Annotated in this window: 11 protein-coding genes and 2 pseudogenes; 7 read left to right on the plus strand and 6 right to left on the minus strand. The window is 48.1% G+C overall.

Annotated features, from left to right (window positions below):
• The first annotated feature begins 30 nt into the window (after nucleotides 1-30).
• From OIM59_RS03845 to OIM59_RS03860, 4 genes are read left to right on the plus strand one after another with little or no spacing between them, the layout of a single operon-like run.
• Nucleotides 31-1,374, plus strand: coding sequence for a glutamate synthase subunit beta (locus OIM59_RS03845; RefSeq protein ID WP_303895177.1), 1,344 nt, complete (start codon nucleotides 31-33; stop codon nucleotides 1,372-1,374).
• Between the two features lie 41 nt (nucleotides 1,375-1,415).
• Nucleotides 1,416-3,086: an asparagine synthase B gene (gene asnB / locus OIM59_RS03850; protein WP_299172581.1), complete on the plus strand. Its 1,671-nt coding sequence runs from the start codon at nucleotides 1,416-1,418 to the stop codon at nucleotides 3,084-3,086.
• A 13-nt stretch (nucleotides 3,087-3,099) separates the two neighbouring features.
• Nucleotides 3,100-3,906 carry a diaminopimelate epimerase gene (gene dapF / locus OIM59_RS03855; RefSeq protein WP_299172584.1) on the plus strand — a complete coding sequence of 269 codons (807 nt, stop codon included), beginning with the start codon at nucleotides 3,100-3,102 and terminating at the stop codon, nucleotides 3,904-3,906.
• Nucleotides 3,907-3,919: 13 nt separating this feature from the next.
• Complete coding sequence (locus tag OIM59_RS03860) at nucleotides 3,920-5,155, plus strand: LL-diaminopimelate aminotransferase (protein ID WP_299172587.1); 1,236 nt, start codon at nucleotides 3,920-3,922, stop codon at nucleotides 5,153-5,155.
• 298 nt (nucleotides 5,156-5,453) lie between these two features.
• On the opposite strand, the gene OIM59_RS03865 is transcribed toward OIM59_RS03860, so the two are convergent.
• Both OIM59_RS03865 and OIM59_RS03870 read right to left on the minus strand, forming a co-directional pair.
• Nucleotides 5,454-6,173, minus strand: coding sequence for a hypothetical protein (locus tag OIM59_RS03865; RefSeq protein WP_303895182.1), 720 nt, complete (start codon nucleotides 6,171-6,173; stop codon nucleotides 5,454-5,456).
• Between the two features lie 140 nt (nucleotides 6,174-6,313).
• Nucleotides 6,314-7,696, minus strand: a complete 1,383-nt coding sequence (locus OIM59_RS03870) for a hypothetical protein (protein WP_303895185.1) — start codon at nucleotides 7,694-7,696, stop codon at nucleotides 6,314-6,316.
• Between the two features lie 162 nt (nucleotides 7,697-7,858).
• On the opposite strand from OIM59_RS03870, the gene OIM59_RS03875 reads away from it, so the two are divergent.
• The 3 genes and pseudogenes from OIM59_RS03875 to OIM59_RS18670 form a co-directional block, all read left to right on the plus strand.
• Nucleotides 7,859-8,944 carry a helix-hairpin-helix domain-containing protein gene (locus OIM59_RS03875; protein ID WP_303895187.1) on the plus strand — a complete coding sequence of 362 codons (1,086 nt, stop codon included), beginning with the start codon at nucleotides 7,859-7,861 and terminating at the stop codon, nucleotides 8,942-8,944.
• 12 nt (nucleotides 8,945-8,956) lie between these two features.
• Nucleotides 8,957-9,439, plus strand: a pseudogene (locus tag OIM59_RS18665) (N-acetyltransferase family protein); the annotation flags it as partial.
• A gap of 192 nt (nucleotides 9,440-9,631) precedes the next feature.
• Nucleotides 9,632-10,009, plus strand: a pseudogene (locus OIM59_RS18670) (GNAT family N-acetyltransferase); the annotation flags it as partial.
• A gap of 288 nt (nucleotides 10,010-10,297) precedes the next feature.
• On the opposite strand, the gene OIM59_RS03885 reads toward OIM59_RS18670, so the two are convergent.
• The 4 genes from OIM59_RS03885 to OIM59_RS03900 all read right to left on the minus strand — a co-directional run bounded on the left by OIM59_RS03885 (nucleotide 10,298) and on the right by OIM59_RS03900 (nucleotide 15,149).
• Nucleotides 10,298-12,487 (minus strand): glutamine synthetase III, encoded by a 2,190-nt coding sequence (locus tag OIM59_RS03885; RefSeq protein ID WP_299172614.1) that lies wholly within the window; start codon nucleotides 12,485-12,487, stop codon nucleotides 10,298-10,300.
• Between the two features lie 57 nt (nucleotides 12,488-12,544).
• Complete coding sequence (locus tag OIM59_RS03890) at nucleotides 12,545-13,933, minus strand: ammonium transporter (protein WP_299172617.1); 1,389 nt, start codon at nucleotides 13,931-13,933, stop codon at nucleotides 12,545-12,547.
• A gap of 49 nt (nucleotides 13,934-13,982) precedes the next feature.
• Nucleotides 13,983-14,339: a P-II family nitrogen regulator gene (locus tag OIM59_RS03895; RefSeq protein WP_022354420.1), complete on the minus strand. Its 357-nt coding sequence runs from the start codon at nucleotides 14,337-14,339 to the stop codon at nucleotides 13,983-13,985.
• 117 nt (nucleotides 14,340-14,456) lie between these two features.
• Nucleotides 14,457-15,149 carry a hypothetical protein gene (locus OIM59_RS03900; protein ID WP_299172759.1) on the minus strand — a complete coding sequence of 231 codons (693 nt, stop codon included), beginning with the start codon at nucleotides 15,147-15,149 and terminating at the stop codon, nucleotides 14,457-14,459.
• Nucleotides 15,150-15,322: the final 173 nt, after the last annotated feature.

Here is a 15,322-nt window from a genome sequence, read left to right on the forward strand (position 1 = left end):
TTAATTGTTGAACAGTAAAAAACTAGATATATGGGAAATCCAAAAGCATTTCTGACCGTTCCCAGACAAGAAGCCGGATATCGTCCGATACACGATCGTATCAGAGACTTCAGTGAGGTGGAACAGACGTTGAACACAAGTGAGCGTAAGTTGCAGGCATCGCGGTGTATGGACTGTGGGGTACCCTTCTGCCACTGGGCTTGTCCGCTGGGCAATCGCCCCCCGGAGTTTCAGGATGCCATGTACAAGGGAAAATGGAAAGAAGCTTATGAGATACTTTCCGGAACCAACGACTTTCCGGAATTTACCGGACGTATCTGTCCGGCATTGTGCGAAAAAAGTTGTGTATTGAAACTGAGTATGGATGCGCCGGTCACTATCCGTGAGGATGAGGCCGCAGTGATTGAAGCAGCCTTCCGTGAAGGTTATGTGCAGCCTCGCCAGTACAAGCGGAACGGGAAATCGGTGGCCGTTATCGGTTCCGGACCTGCCGGACTGGCTGCGGCCAACCAGTTGAACCAGAAAGGGTATACTGTCACGGTGTTCGAAAAACTGGAATATGTGGGTGGACTGTTGCGTTTCGGTATTCCGAACTTCAAACTCAGCAAGTCAGTCATCGACCGTCGTATTGCGGTAATGGAGGCTGAAGGTATTACGTTCAAAGTGAATACGGATATCGATGTCACTCATCTGCCCGAAGGTTTTGATGCTTATTGCATTTGTACGGGTACACCGCAGGCACGTGACTTGAATATTCCGGGCCGTGATTTGAAAGGTATCCATTTTGCCATGGAAATGCTGGCACAGCAGAATCGTGTGCTGGCCGGACAGCAGATTCCGAAGGAAGAACGCATTACTGCCAAAGGAAAGAATGTGCTGGTTATCGGAGGTGGAGATACGGGAAGCGATTGTATCGGTACCAGTAACCGTCAGGGAGCACTTAGCGTGACGCAGATTGAAATCATGCCCAAGCCGCCGGTAGGCTATAATCCGAAAACTCCGTGGCCGCAGTGGCCCATCGTGCTCAAGACGAGCAGTAGCCATGAAGAAGGCTGTGTACGTCGCTGGAGCCTGACTTCCAACCGTTTTCTGGAAAAGGATGGTAAAGTTTGCGGGGTGGAAGTGGAAGAAGTAGAATGGATTCCGGGAGCAGAAGGAGAACGTCCGGTGATGAAGCCTACTGGCAAGAAGGAAGTGCTGAAAGCCGACCTGGTTTTGCTGGCTATGGGTTTCCTCCGTCCGGAACAGCCGGAATTCCCGGCCAATGTATTCGTTGCAGGTGATGCCGCTACCGGAGCCAGTCTGGTGGTGAAATGCATTGCAGGTGGACGTAAGGCCGCAGCCGACATTGATGCATATCTGAGTCGGAGATAATAATAGATTTTCATACAAAATATAAATACAACTTTACGATTATGTGTGGCATTGCAGCTATTTTAAATATTAAAGAACAAACTCCAGAGTTGCGTGGAAAAGCTTTGGCCATGGCCCGGAAGATTCGTCATCGCGGGCCCGACTGGAGTGGGATTTATTGTGGGGGCTCAGCTATTCTGGCCCATGAACGTTTGTCGATTGTCGATCCGGAAAGTGGGGGCCAACCGCTGTATTCACCCGACAAGAAACAGATATTGGCTGTCAACGGTGAAATTTACAACCACCGCGACATCCGTAAGAAATATGCCGGGAAGTACGAGTTCCAGACCGGCAGTGATTGTGAAGTGATTCTGGCGCTGTATCGTGATTATGGTATTCATTTCCTGGAAGAGCTGAACGGTATTTTTGCCTTCGTGCTTTATGATGCAGAAAAGGATGAGTTTCTCATTGCGCGCGACCCGATTGGCGTGATTCCACTTTACATCGGTTATGACAGCGACGGAAAGGTATATTGCGCCAGCGAACTGAAAGCGCTGGAAGGATTCTGCGAACGCTATGAACCCTTCTTGCCGGGACATTATTATTCCAGCAAGGAAGGAAAGATGGTACGTTGGTACAAGCGCGACTGGACCAGCTATGACGCAGTGGCCGATGCGCCGGCTTCGGTAAGTGCCCTGCGCGAAGGACTGGAAAAGGCGGTTCGCGGACAGCTGATGAGTGATGTGCCATACGGTGTGTTGCTTTCAGGAGGTTTGGATAGTTCAGTGATTTCGGCCATTGCCAAGCGCTATGCGGCCCGTCGTGTGGAAACCGACGGACAGATGGCTGCCTGGTGGCCTCAGCTTCATTCATTCGCCATTGGTCTGGAAGGAGCGCCCGACTTGGCCAAGGCACGTGAAGTGGCCGATTACATCGGTACGGTACACCACGAAATTCATTATACCATTCAGGAAGGACTCGATGCCCTTCGCGATGTGATTTATTACATTGAAACCTACGATGTGACAACTGTCCGTGCATCTACTCCGATGTACCTCTTGGCGCGTGTCATCAAGAGTATGGGTATCAAGATGGTGCTCAGTGGGGAAGGAGCCGATGAGATTTTCGGAGGCTACCTTTATTTCCACAAGGCTCCCGATGCGCGTGCTTTCCACGAAGAAACCGTGCGCAAACTGTCTAAACTTTACCTGTACGACTGTTTGCGGGCCAACAAGGCATTGGCTGCTTGGGGAGTGGAAGGGCGTGTGCCTTTCTTGGACAAGGAATTTCTGGATATTGCCATGCGCCTGAATCCAAAGGCCAAGATGTGTCCTGGAAAGACCATTGAGAAGAAGATTGTGCGTGAAGCGTTTTCCGACATGCTGCCCGAGAGCGTGGCATGGCGTCAGAAAGAACAGTTCAGTGACGGAGTGGGATACAGCTGGATTGATACGCTGAAGGAATTTACTTCCAAAGAGGTATCCGATGAACAGATGGCTCATGCAGCTGAACGTTTTCCCATCAATCCTCCCCGCAACAAGGAAGAATATTATTACCGTTCCATCTTCGAGGAACATTTTCCGAGCGACAGTGCGGCCAAGAGTGTGCCCAGTGTGCCGAGTGTAGCCTGCTCTACGGCAGAAGCGCTGGCCTGGGACAAAGCTTTCCAGCACATTAACGAGCCGAGCGGACGCGCGGTGACCGATGTACACGAAGAAGGATACAAAAGCTAAACCTGAAAACAGTATGAAAATAGAATTTACAAAGATGCACGGTTTGGGTAATGATTACATCTATGTGAATACGATGAAATACCCGTTGACGAACCCCGAAGAAAAGTCGGTGGAATGGAGTCGTCCCCACACGGGGATAGGCAGTGACGGACTGGTGCTGATTGGTGCTTCAGACAAAGCCGATTTCAGCATGCGCATTTTCAATGCCGACGGTTCGGAAGCCAAGATGTGCGGAAACGCCAGCCGCTGCATCGGAAAATATTTATACGAATACGGACTGACTACAAAGACGGACATCCTTTTGGACACGCTTTCCGGCATCAAGGAACTGCATCTGCAGGTAAATGAGGGGAAAGTGGAGAGCGTGCGGGTAGATATGGGCATTCCAGCCGATATCCATCCGGTAGACTTGGGGGAATCATATCCTTACCAGAAAGGAATCGCTGTATCTATGGGAAATCCGCATCTGGTCATCTTCGTGGACAAGATGGAAGAGGTGGATTTGCCGGCAGTAGGACCGGTGCTTGAGCATCATCCGCTGTTCCCCGACCGGGTGAATGTGGAATTTGCCCAGGTGCTGGACAAGGAAACCATCCGTATGCGGGTGTGGGAGAGAGGCTCCGGAATCACCCAGGCTTGTGGCACAGGGGCCTGTGCCACTGCGGTAGCGGCGGCTTTCACCGGCAGATGTGGGGATTATGCCACTATCTGTATGGACGGAGGCAAGCTGACGGTCGACTGGAAAGGTGAGGGAGCCCATTTGTATATGACCGGACCTGCGGTCAAAGTATTCGACGGAACAATAGAATTAAAAGAGTAAGACAGAACATCAGATGATACAAGTAAACGAAAACTTCATTAAACTGCCCGGAAATTATCTGTTTTCGAGCGTAGCCCAAAAAGTAAATGCATTTAAGACGGCCCATCCGGAGGCCGCACTCATCCGCCTGGGAATTGGCGACGTTACCCGCCCGCTGCCCCCGGCTTCCATCAAGGCCATGCACCATGCCGTAGACGAAATGGCCAGTTCGGCTACCTTTCATGGATACGGTCCCGAACAGGGATATGATTTCCTGATTCAGGCCATCCTGACTCATGATTATCAGCCAAGAGGTATCGAATTGCGTCCGACGGAAATCTTTGTGAGCGATGGTGCCAAAAGCGATACGGGTAACTTCGGCGATATTCTCGGCACAGGCAACAAAGTGGCTGTGACCGACCCGGTGTATCCGGTGTATATCGACAGCAACGTCATGGCCGGACGGGCCGGTGATTTGCAGGCCAATGGCCAGTGGAACCGCTTGACTTATTTGCCTTGTACGGCAGAGAATCATTTTGTTCCGTCTCTTCCCACGGAACCGGTAGACATGATTTATTTGTGCTATCCGAACAATCCGACGGGAACCACACTGACCAAGGCCGAATTGCAGAAGTGGGTGGATTATGCCTTGGAACATAAGGCATTGATTTTGTATGATGCAGCGTATGAGGCTTACATTCACGAAGCCGATGTGCCACATTCCATTTATGAAATCGAGGGAGCCCGTTCGTGTGCCGTAGAGTTCCGCAGTTTCTCCAAGACAGCCGGATTTACGGGTGTGCGTTGCGGTTATACCGTGGTACCGGAAGAGGTAAAGGCTATGACCACCTCTGGCGAAGAGGTAGCACTGAACCATTTGTGGAACCGTCGCCAGTGTACGAAGTTCAATGGAACCAGCTACATTACCCAGCGGGGTGCCGAGGCCATCTACACTCCCGAAGGACAGGCAGAAATCAAGGAAACCATAGAATACTATATGGAGAATGCCCGCCTGATGCGTGAAGGTTTGCAGGGTGCCGGATTTACCCTCTATGGTGGTGTCAATGCTCCTTATATTTGGGTGAAAGCGCCCGAAGGCTTGGATTCATGGAGCTTCTTCGATATGCTGCTTCACGAAGTGAATGTAGTAGGTACTCCAGGCGTAGGCTTCGGACCGAGCGGAGAAGGCTTTTTGCGTCTGACCGCCTTTGGTAAACGCGAAGACTGCCAGGAAGCCATGAGTAGAATAAAAAACTGGGCCGGACGTTAATCCGACCCAGTTCTTAAAACCGCCAGCCTATCCCGATTGAGAGTGAATGAAAAAATGGGCGTTTTTTCCCGAGATTAAGTCGTTTTCCATCGAAAACCGTTTCCCGGACGCCAGAGAGTAAGGGTCAAGGTTAGAGAAGGTGTATCCCAAAGAGATTATCAAGCTTTTTTCCATTCCCAAGGAAACGGAAGTTTTCAGCTGAGAGGATAAAGGCTCCGCACGGGAAGTTGTGATTTTCTTCATAGAAGTGGGGAGTCCATACACCTGTGGAATTTGGGATATAGCCAGGGTTTTTCCTTTATTCTGTTTGCTCTTCGACGGTTACTTCTTTCTTGTCGTAGAAGACCAGTACGATTTCTCCTTTGGCGGGAGTATCGTTGTCTTTGGTTTCCAGTTTCACGCTTCGTTTCAAGGTAAGCATGTATTTTCCTTTGGGTACCTTATCGAAAGAAACACCGTCGCGGCTATTGTTCAGGGTTCCATAATATACGGTATATTCTTCCTGACGGTTGGGGTTGTCCAGCGTAGCCTCCAGTTCTTCGTTGACGGCTATCTTTTCTCCCGTCCATCCTATCACTTCCTGGTTGGAAACCGTGGTGCGTGTGGAAGGTATATATATAGGTTGAATCCATTCCTTGTAAGCATAATTTACCAGCATGCGTGTTTCCTTTTGCTGAGTGCGTTGGAAGACGAATGATACTGTTTCATCCTTTCCGAGTGGGATGAAATAGGAATAGCCGAAAATGGTGTTCCCGTCAAAAGTGTTGAATTCCATTTCCTTCCCGTTGGCCTTGACAGATGAACCTCCCGTCAGTCTGATATCTTTCAGGGGGGTATCCTTTTCCCGTGAAAAATGGGCATAGGCCAGTGTGGGATGTGAGTCGGAAAATGCAACCAGATACTTTTGATAAATAGCTACATTGTCTGGTAGGTTTTCAGAGTTTTCCTCACTGCATCCCGCAGTGAAGAAAACCAATAAGCCATACATCATCCAACAAAATAGTTGTTTTACATTCATTAGTTATACAAGTTTTGATAGATTTACGATGGCAAAGATAGGGGGAATATGTGAAATTCATGGCAAATGATGATGTACACAGGCTGTATTTAAATATCTGGAAACCAGTGTGTTGATAATTCACCTGATGTACATCGCCCTTAAAAGCCCGCAATGAACTCATCAAAACTGCTGTTTTCGATGCGCATTTTTTCTTTCAACCGCATTTTCCGGCGCGAGATACTTCCCTTGGCAATGTGGTAGATTTCGGACAGCAGTGAAAGCGGAAGATTCATTTTCACCAGGCAGCAGAAACGGAGTTCCTCTTCCGTGAGCTGGGGACAGTGTTCCTTCAGCCGGATGGTGAACCTGTCAAAGCAGGTATCCGTGTTTTGCTGGATGATATCCCATTCATCTTCCGTCAGGTGAAGCGCTCCCTGCGAGTTCTTTTTCCGCAGGAGCGAGGGAAGGGTAATGGCATTCAGTTGCCGGTAATATTCCACACTCTTGTGCAGCCGGTCGATTTCCTGTTGCTTCAGCCGTTCCTGCTCGTGAGCCAGTGCCACTTCCGCCTCTTTCCGTTTCAGACTCTCTTCCATCCGCAACCACTGGCTTTCCTTGAGTTCCTCGGTCAGCTTCTGCTTGTGCGTACGGATACGGTGGAGCAATAGTAACAGAACCAGAATCACAAGTCCCAGTGCCACCGCCATCCGGTAGAAAATCAGCTTGTGGTGAGCCGTTTCCATCTCTGCCTTGTTGGCTCGTTCACGTTGCAGCTTGTACTCCTGCATGTCCTGTATTTTTCCGATGACCATTTCCTTCCGTTCCGTGCTCAGCGAGTCGTGCGACAGGATGTACTTCCGCATGTAGGCGTTTTCCCGTTCCCCATCTCGTAGGTTTCCATACATTTCAAACAGGCGGCGGTAGGCCTCCGTGCGCTGTTTCAAGGTCAGGCCCAGTAAAGAAGGCAAGATATAGTGTGTAGCCGAATCAGCTTTCAGAAGCGAGGCAAAGATGTATCCTTTTTGCGTATGCAAGACAGGAGTTTGTTCTTCCGACAGATTTTTGTGGATGGCCTCGTTGATATAATGAAAGGCACTGTCCGTCTGCTCCTGTTGCAGATAGATACGCGAAAGATACAGTTCGTTCTGCACGGTGGAAGCAGTCGTTCCGGAGGGCATGTAGGCAAGGGCTTTCCGGAAATAGGTTTTTGCGGTTTCGGGGTTTTTAGGCAAATAGAACAATGCCTTTTCCTGCCACAAATCGGCATACGAGGCAGAGTCGTTCAAGAACCGGGCCATTCTTTCCGCCTCTCCCAAAGTGCGTGCCTCTTCTACGGTATCTGCTTTGAAACGGCTGATGCGGATTTGTTCAACGTAAATTTTGAACTGTAACAGACTGTCAGTGTAAGGATTCGTTTCGGCTGTCTGTGGAGAGGGTGTTTCATGCCGGGAGGGCGTACATGCGAAAAGTATGCACAAGGGTAGCATCCATGCTCCCCAAGAGCGGATAAGTAGGTTTATGTAATGTGAGAGAATAGACATAGGTTAGTCAGGTTAGTTAGTTTGGGGGCGAAGATACTAAAAATCTTGCCGGAATGTATATTTTTTGAATAAAAAATGAGTTTTGGAATTTGGAAAATCTTTCATTTGTTATTCTGGTGCTTATTCTTTAGCTTTGCCGTAATAGGAAAAATACGAAAAGAAATGGAACAAATGCAAAGCAGGCTCTCCAAATGGCAGGTAATGGCTCTGTCCCGTGAGCTGCATGATGACGAGGAAGGCATCCGTAAGGTTTGTCATCTTATGCTTCATTCAGAAGAGGCACGGTCGGCTTCCAATGCGGCATGGATACTCTCTCATTTGTCGGGAGAAGACAAAAGGCTCTATCTCTCTCCTTTTTATGATGAGATTACAGACCGGGTAATGGCGTCCAATTTGAAAATACGCCGGGGGCTTGTGTTGTCTATTTTGCTGGATTTGGTGACTGATAGGTATTTCCGGACAGACTTGTTTGATTTTTGTCTTATCCATGCAGTCGATAAGAAGGAAGCAGACAGCAGTCGTTCGATGATGATAAAATTGGCTGCAAAGATGTGCCGTTTTGTTCCGGAACTGGCCAATGAACTGAAAGTCTGTCTGGATATGCTGGAATACGAAATGACACCAAGTATTGTGGCAGCCAAGAGAAATGCCTTGAAGATGGTGGTGGCATTGATGAAGCAAACGATGATAAGTCAGGAGAATTCTTCTTTACGAAAAATCCCCAACGTAGGTTCACAGACTGAGCAAGATTTGATGGCAATGGGATATACCTCTGTCGAATCGCTGAGAGGAAAGAAAGCGGAGGATTTATACGAGGAAGAATGTCGTTTGCGCGGGTGTACGATAGATTGTTGCCAGCTTTATCTGTATCGGGCTTTGGAATATTTTGTTAATACGGAAAACCCTGATAGGGAGAGATGCAAATGGTGGTACTGGAAAGATGATTTCTTTTATCCTTCCTCGTGTGGGGCACGGTGTGTGGAGTGTCCGTTATTTCCGAAAGAATGTAAAGGATGTAGAAAGATAAAAGGCAAGGTGCACTGGCTTCAATACACGGGCGATACCGTATGCTCCATCTGGAAATGCTGCAAGGAAAAGAAGCGGGAAAACTGTGGAGGATGCCCGGATTTACCTTGTAGCCGTTTTATGAAAGATCCTTCCATTTCGGATGAGGAGAATGAAGCCAACTTGAAAAAGATGATGGCTAATCTTGCGAGTTATAAAAATAGTATGGATAACGATAAGTGAATCATTGAATCTATGGACAGAACAGTGAACTATATGATTCGTCCTTTGTATCCAGAGGAAATCCATTTGCTGAGGGATTTTCTTTATGAAGCGATTTTTATTCCCGAAGGAGTTGAACCTCCGTCGAGGGATGTGGTGGATTTGCCCGAGTTGAGGCTGTATGTGGAGGATTTTGGCAAGAAAAAAGATGATTGTTGCTTGGTGGTCGAGCAGGATGGCAAGGTGGTTGGGGCAGTGTGGACACGTATCATGAAGGATTATGGTCATGTGGATGAGAATACCCCTTCGCTTTCCATTTCCTTATACAAAGCATATCGGAACAGAGGGATGGGCAGCCGGTTGATGAAGGAGATGCTGAATCTGCTTGAGAATAAAGGTTATCATCGTGTTTCTCTTTCCGTTCAAAAGGCTAATTACGCTGTCCGTATGTATCTAAAGCTTGGATTTGAGATTATAAAAGAGACAGGGGAAGAGTTTATTATGGTGAAAGATCTATTTACTCGGATGCTGGGCACAGTCGGACAACATTCCAACATTGATCGGAATTTTACTTGTCAGTGTAGTTCCTGTAAAGCGATTAGATGGTTAAAACCGAGATACAAGATTCGTCCGCTTGTCGAAGAAGATATATCCGAAATGCAGCAATTGTTTCGTTCTACCGTACTCAATGTGAATTTGAGAGATTATACGAATGAAGAGGTTATGGACTGGGCATCTTGTGGTGATGATGTAGCACATTGGAAAGATCTTTTGTCGCAAAATTACTATATCGGAGCATTTGATGAACGAGACAGAATGGCGGGATTCTCTTCTATGAATAAGAAAGGGTATTTGCATTCTATGTTTGTGCATAAAGACATGCTGGGAAAAGGAGTTGCTACTCAGTTGCTTGAAGAAGTGGAAAAGATGGCCGTTGCGTATGGAGTCACTGAAATAACATCGGAAGTAAGTCTGACCGCTCGACCGTTTTTTGAACGAAAGGGGTATAAGGTGGTTAAATCTCAGAAGTACAGAGCCAATAAATTGAAGCTGACGAATTTTGTGATGCGCAAGTGCATTCTCTGATGTCCATATTTTTTCTTCTTGTGTGGATTTGAAAACGCACTGGCACCAATGAGAAAGTATGCCTGAATTTTTTATGTCTCTCACGCGGGAAACGTATGTTTCTGCTTCCGGAACCGTATGTTTCCCGTGTGAGAAACGTACGGTTTCGGGCAGAGAAACATAGAAAATGATTCGTCAGATGATAAAATCTGTAGGGACGTTAAAAAAACAGAGGCCACAACCTCCACGGTCGCGGCCTCTTTCTCAAACAACCAATAAGAAATAAGAGATAATCCTTTAGGGTGTGGATTATCTGATGAACAGCAGTTCTCTATATTTAGGAAGTGTCCACATCTGGTCGTCGACAATCAGTTCAAGCTTGTCGATGTGGTAACGAATCTGTTCCAGCATCGGAGTAATCTTGTCATGATATTCAACGGCTTTCGCACGTTCGTCAGTGATCTTGTTAGCCACTTTGCGTGCCTCTACCATTGTGTCTACGTGTTCCTTGATGTAAGAAGTGTGTTCAGCAATCTTACGGATGATAGCCAGGTTCTCGGCAGACAGCTTTTCTGCTTCTTCTGCAGGGAAAATCTGTTTCATCTTGTAGACATTGTCAATCAGCTTGCTCTGATATTCAATGGCTACCGGAACGATGTGGTTCATTACCAGGTCGCCCAAAACGCGGGCTTCAATCTGGATTTTCTTCGTATAAGTTTCCCATTTCACTTCGTTGCGGGCTTCCAGTTCCTTGCGTGTCATGACGCCTGCTGATTCGAACATGCGTACACTGTCTTCTGTCAGGTACTGGTCGAAGATGACCGGGCAGCTGGTTTCGCAGTCCAGACCACGGCGGGCAGCTTCTGCTTTCCATTCATCGCTGTAACCGTTGCCGTCGAAGCGGATAGGCTTGCTCAGTTTGATGTATTTGCGGACTACCTGAATGATGGCAGAAATCTTCGGTTCGCCTTTTTCAATCAGTTCGTCTACTTCTTTCTTGAATTCTGTGAGCTGTTCAGCTACGGCTGTGTTCAGGGCGATCATTGCGCTGGCGCAGTTGGCTTCTGAGCCTACGGCACGGAACTCAAAACGGTTACCTGTGAAGGCGAATGGAGAAGTACGGTTACGGTCGGTGTTGTCAATCAACAGTTCCGGAATCTGCGGAATGTCGAGTTTCATACCGTGTTTGCCGCCCAAAGAAATCAATTCGTCGGTTGCACTTTCTTCCATGTGGTCGAGCACTTTGCTCAGCTGGCTTCCCAGGAATGAAGAGATGATGGCGGGAGGTGCTTCGTTGGCTCCCAGACGGTGTGCGTTGGTGGCACTCATGATAGAGGCTTTCAGCAGTCCGTTGTGTTTGTACACTGCCATCAGGGTATTGACGATAAATGTGATGAAGCGCAGGTTCTCTTCCGGAGTCTTGCCCGGAGCCATCAGTAGGGTACCGGTATCTGTACCGAGTGACCAGTTGTTGTGCTTACCGGAACCGTTGACACCTTTGAACGGTTTTTCGTGCAACAGTACGCGGAATCCGTGTGTACGTGCCACTTTACGCATCAGTGACATGATCAGCATGTTATGGTCTACGGCCAGGTTGCATTCTTCGAAGATAGGAGCCAATTCGAACTGGTTCGGAGCTACCTCATTGTGGCGTGTCTTTACCGGAATACCCAGTTCAAGAGCCTGGATTTCGAGGTCTTTCATGAAGGCTGCCACACGGGTAGGGATGGCACCGAAATAATGGTCTTCCAGCTGCTGGTTCTTAGATGCTTCGTGCCCCATCAGCGTACGTCCTGTCAGCAACAGGTCCGGACGTGCGGCATACAAGCCTTCGTCTACCAGGAAGTATTCCTGTTCCCATCCCAGGTAAGCCATTACTTTCTTTACATTCGGATCGAAATAGTGGCATACATCTACGGCAGCTTTGTTGACTGCGCGGAGGGCTTTCAGCAACGGAGCTTTGTAGTCGAGTGATTCACCGGTATAGGCGATGAAGATAGTCGGGATACACAAGGTGTCGTCTACTACGAATACAGGTGAGGAAGGATCCCATGCGCTGTAACCACGGGCTTCGAATGTGTTACGGATACCTCCGTTCGGGAAAGAAGAAGCATCCGGTTCCTGCTGCACGAGCAGTTTTCCGGAGAATTCTTCCATCATGCCACCCTTTCCGTCGTGTTCTACAAATGCGTCGTGCTTCTCAGCAGTGCCTTCCGTCAGCGGCTGGAACCAGTGAGTATAGTGGGTGGCACCCAGTTCGCTGGCCCATTTTTTCATCCCTTCGGCCACTGCATCGGCAATCTGGCGGTCAAGAGCCGCTCCGTTGTCCATGGCGTCGATGAGCCGTGCAAATACCGTAGAAGGAAGGTATTTGAACATTTTTTCTCTGTTGAATACGTATTTGCCAAAGTATTCTCCCGGTCTTTCCTTGGGAGCGGGCACTTCCAGCGGTTTTGCCTGGAAGGCCTTTTCTACTACTCTGAATCTTAATGTTGACATGTTACTGTAAATTTTTATTGGTTATTTATTAGTTAGTAGTGAATGTTCAATTTTAATTTAATGGTTGTAGGCTGATTCTCCATGTTCGTAGATATCCAGTCCTTCTTCTTCGATTCTGGCCGGAACACGCAAGCCGTGAACTTTGTCGAGAACCTTGAAGATGATGTATCCCATCAGGGCAGCCCAGCCGCCTACGATGATGACACCGAAAATCTGTGCACCGAGGAATCCGAAGCCGCCTCCGTAGAATGTACCTCCTTCTACGGCGAACAGACCCGTCAGGATGGTTCCAAGGCTACCGCACACGCCGTGTACAGATGAGGCACCTACCGGATCGTCAATCTTCAGACGGTGTTCGATGAATTCTACTGAGAAAATCATGACGGTTCCGCAGATAGCTCCGATGATGGCAGCACCCGCAGGAGATACCATGTCGCATCCGGCTGTGACGCCGACCAGTCCGGCAAGGATACCGTTGAGGGTCAGTGAGAGGGAAGGTTTGCCATATTTAACCCAGCTTACCAGCAAGGCCATCATACCACCGGTACAAGCTGCCAGGTTGGTGGTAAGGAATACGTGTGAAATGGCTGTCTGGTCGCCAGAAGTGGCAGCGGCAAGCTGTGAGCCCGGGTTGAAACCGAACCAGCCGAACCAGAGGATGAATACGCCCAGGCAGGCGAGGGTCAGGTTGTGTCCGGGGATAGCTTTTGACTTTCCGTCTTTGCCGTATTTTCCCAAGCGGGGACCGAGGATGGCCGCGCCGACCAATGCAATCCATCCACCTACAGAGTGTACCACTGTAGAACCGGCAAAGTCATGGAAGGTGTAGCCGAAGAAAGACATCATGAATGAACTCGGGTCAGCATTGGTGAGCCATCCTCCTCCCCAGGTCCAGTGGCCGGACACAGGATAAATCAGGACACTGATGGCTATGGTGTAGACCAGATACATGGAGAACTTGGTACGTTCGGCCATGGCACCTGATACGATAGTGGCGGAAGTGGCACAGAAAACGGTCTGGAAAATCAGGAATCCTTCAATCGGAAGACCGTTCTGGATGATGCGGTCCATGGCATCCAAATCGAAGATATGTGGGGTGCCGAATACATCTCCTACGCCGAACATCAGTCCGAATCCGATGAACCAGAACAAGATGGAACCTACCATGAAGTCGACCAGGTTTTTCATCAGGATGTTAGCGGTGTTTTTGCTGCGGGTGAATCCGGCTTCTACCAAGGCGAATCCCGGCTGCATGAAGAATACCAGCATGGCTGCCAGCAACATCCATACGGTATTGATACCGGTGGACAATTCTGAAATTTTGTCGACTGTGCCTGCTTCTTCAGGAGAAGTCTGTGCGGCTGCAATTAATGGAAAAAGAAGTAAGAAAAGGGGTATGAGGGTCTTGCGGTATGCGCCATGCACACCTTCTTTAAACAGTTTCATAATCTTTACCTTTTTAATTAATACCTGTGTTGATAATCTCCCGTCGGGCTTATTTTTCCTGCTCGGCATTGTAGAGTGAAATGTCTCCACGTTCACCGGTACGGATGCGGATGGAGTCTTCCACGGGGATGATGAAAATACGGCCGTCGCCGATTTCACCGGTGTAGGCCGATTTCAGGATGGCCTGTACGGTTTTTTCCACATTCTTCTCGCGCACCACAATGGAAATCAGGATACGCTCAATGGAACTGGTGTCATACACTACCCCACGATAGATACGTCCTTCACGGGTCTTTCCGATACCTCTTACTTCATAGTAGGAGAACCATTCGATGTCGGCGGCCAGCAGTGCCTCCTTCACTTCTTCGAACTTGGTTCTACGGATGATTGCTTCAATTTTCTTCATAATGACGTTGTATTTGTATTTTGTATTGTTTTGTTATCCTGTATAATCTTTTGCCTTAATTCTGACTAATACCTTGTCATCTCTCTTTTAATTGCTCTAATCGTATGTTTCTATAAATTAAAAACTGAGTCCAAATACAAAATAGGCACCTTCTGTAGCCGGATTCCAAATGGCTTGGGCAAATACCGGAAGTGAGAAGGAGTCGGTAAACTTGATTTCTTTCGTGGCTTGGAGGCTGATGTGGGATACCTCAAATCCGGTAGCTCCATTGTTGTAGAAGCTTGTTTCCCATGGAGTGGCTCCGATTTCTGCCGACCAGTCCAAACCTCCCAGCTTGAAGGGAGCGGCGATGCTGAAGTAGGAAGAATAGGCCCGGTCGCCATTGGCTTTCACTCCGTCGGCCCCTGCGAAGTTGGTATACCAGTTGACGGCCAGTACACCAAAATCGTAACCCACCTGAGCTTCGAATACATGTGCTGTGTTGTGTGCGCCGTAATGGAAATACTGCGGTCCGTTGTTGAACCAGTAGTCGGTGACTGATACACTGAATCCTCCAGTGCTATACCCCAATGTCAGGTCGAATTCTTTTGTGTCGTCTTTGTCTATTCCCACAGAACCCCATCCTGAAAGAGAAAACCCTTTGTAGGACACGGAGGCAGAAGGTTGAATGCTGACATTCCCTAAGTCCTGTCCACGCCAGATATATCCGCTTACAAGGTCGGCACCGATGCTGGCTTCTACTTTGTCCTGTGCCATCGAAATGGCTGGAGCTCCTGCTAATGTGAGCAATGCGACTCCGGTGAGATACATTCTTTTCATTTGCTTTCGTGTTTTTAGTTAATGTTGTCGTTAATAACCTCTTTAGTTGTATTGTCGTTTTGTATTGTATTTCTTGTAAATCACTTTCTTTTTGTTTTTCGATATGCAAATGTACTTCCTTTTAGATATATATTTTAATAAATATCCCTCTTTTTTGTATTATA

The organism is Bacteroides mediterraneensis, from assembly GCF_025993685.1.
GTDB classification, from domain to species: Bacteria; Bacteroidota; Bacteroidia; order Bacteroidales; family Bacteroidaceae; genus Phocaeicola; species Phocaeicola mediterraneensis_A.

What these genes read in the sequence shown, in the direction of transcription:
- OIM59_RS03870 (WP_303895185.1), bottom strand. Translation starts at nt 7,696, where the DNA reads ATGTCTATTCTCTCACATTACATAAACCTACTTATCCGCTCTTGGGGA.
- OIM59_RS03875 (WP_303895187.1), top strand. Translation starts at nt 7,859, where the DNA reads ATGGAACAAATGCAAAGCAGGCTCTCCAAATGGCAGGTAATGGCTCTG.
- OIM59_RS03860 (WP_299172587.1), top strand. Translation starts at nt 3,920, where the DNA reads ATGATACAAGTAAACGAAAACTTCATTAAACTGCCCGGAAATTATCTG.
- dapF (WP_299172584.1), top strand. Translation starts at nt 3,100, where the DNA reads ATGAAAATAGAATTTACAAAGATGCACGGTTTGGGTAATGATTACATC.
- OIM59_RS03865 (WP_303895182.1), bottom strand. Translation starts at nt 6,173, where the DNA reads ATGAATGTAAAACAACTATTTTGTTGGATGATGTATGGCTTATTGGTT.
- OIM59_RS03885 (WP_299172614.1), bottom strand. Translation starts at nt 12,487, where the DNA reads ATGTCAACATTAAGATTCAGAGTAGTAGAAAAGGCCTTCCAGGCAAAA.
- OIM59_RS03890 (WP_299172617.1), bottom strand. Translation starts at nt 13,933, where the DNA reads ATGAAACTGTTTAAAGAAGGTGTGCATGGCGCATACCGCAAGACCCTC.
- OIM59_RS03900 (WP_299172759.1), bottom strand. Translation starts at nt 15,149, where the DNA reads ATGTATCTCACCGGAGTCGCATTGCTCACATTAGCAGGAGCTCCAGCC.
- asnB (WP_299172581.1), top strand. Translation starts at nt 1,416, where the DNA reads ATGTGTGGCATTGCAGCTATTTTAAATATTAAAGAACAAACTCCAGAG.
- OIM59_RS03845 (WP_303895177.1), top strand. Translation starts at nt 31, where the DNA reads ATGGGAAATCCAAAAGCATTTCTGACCGTTCCCAGACAAGAAGCCGGA.
- OIM59_RS03895 (WP_022354420.1), bottom strand. Translation starts at nt 14,339, where the DNA reads ATGAAGAAAATTGAAGCAATCATCCGTAGAACCAAGTTCGAAGAAGTG.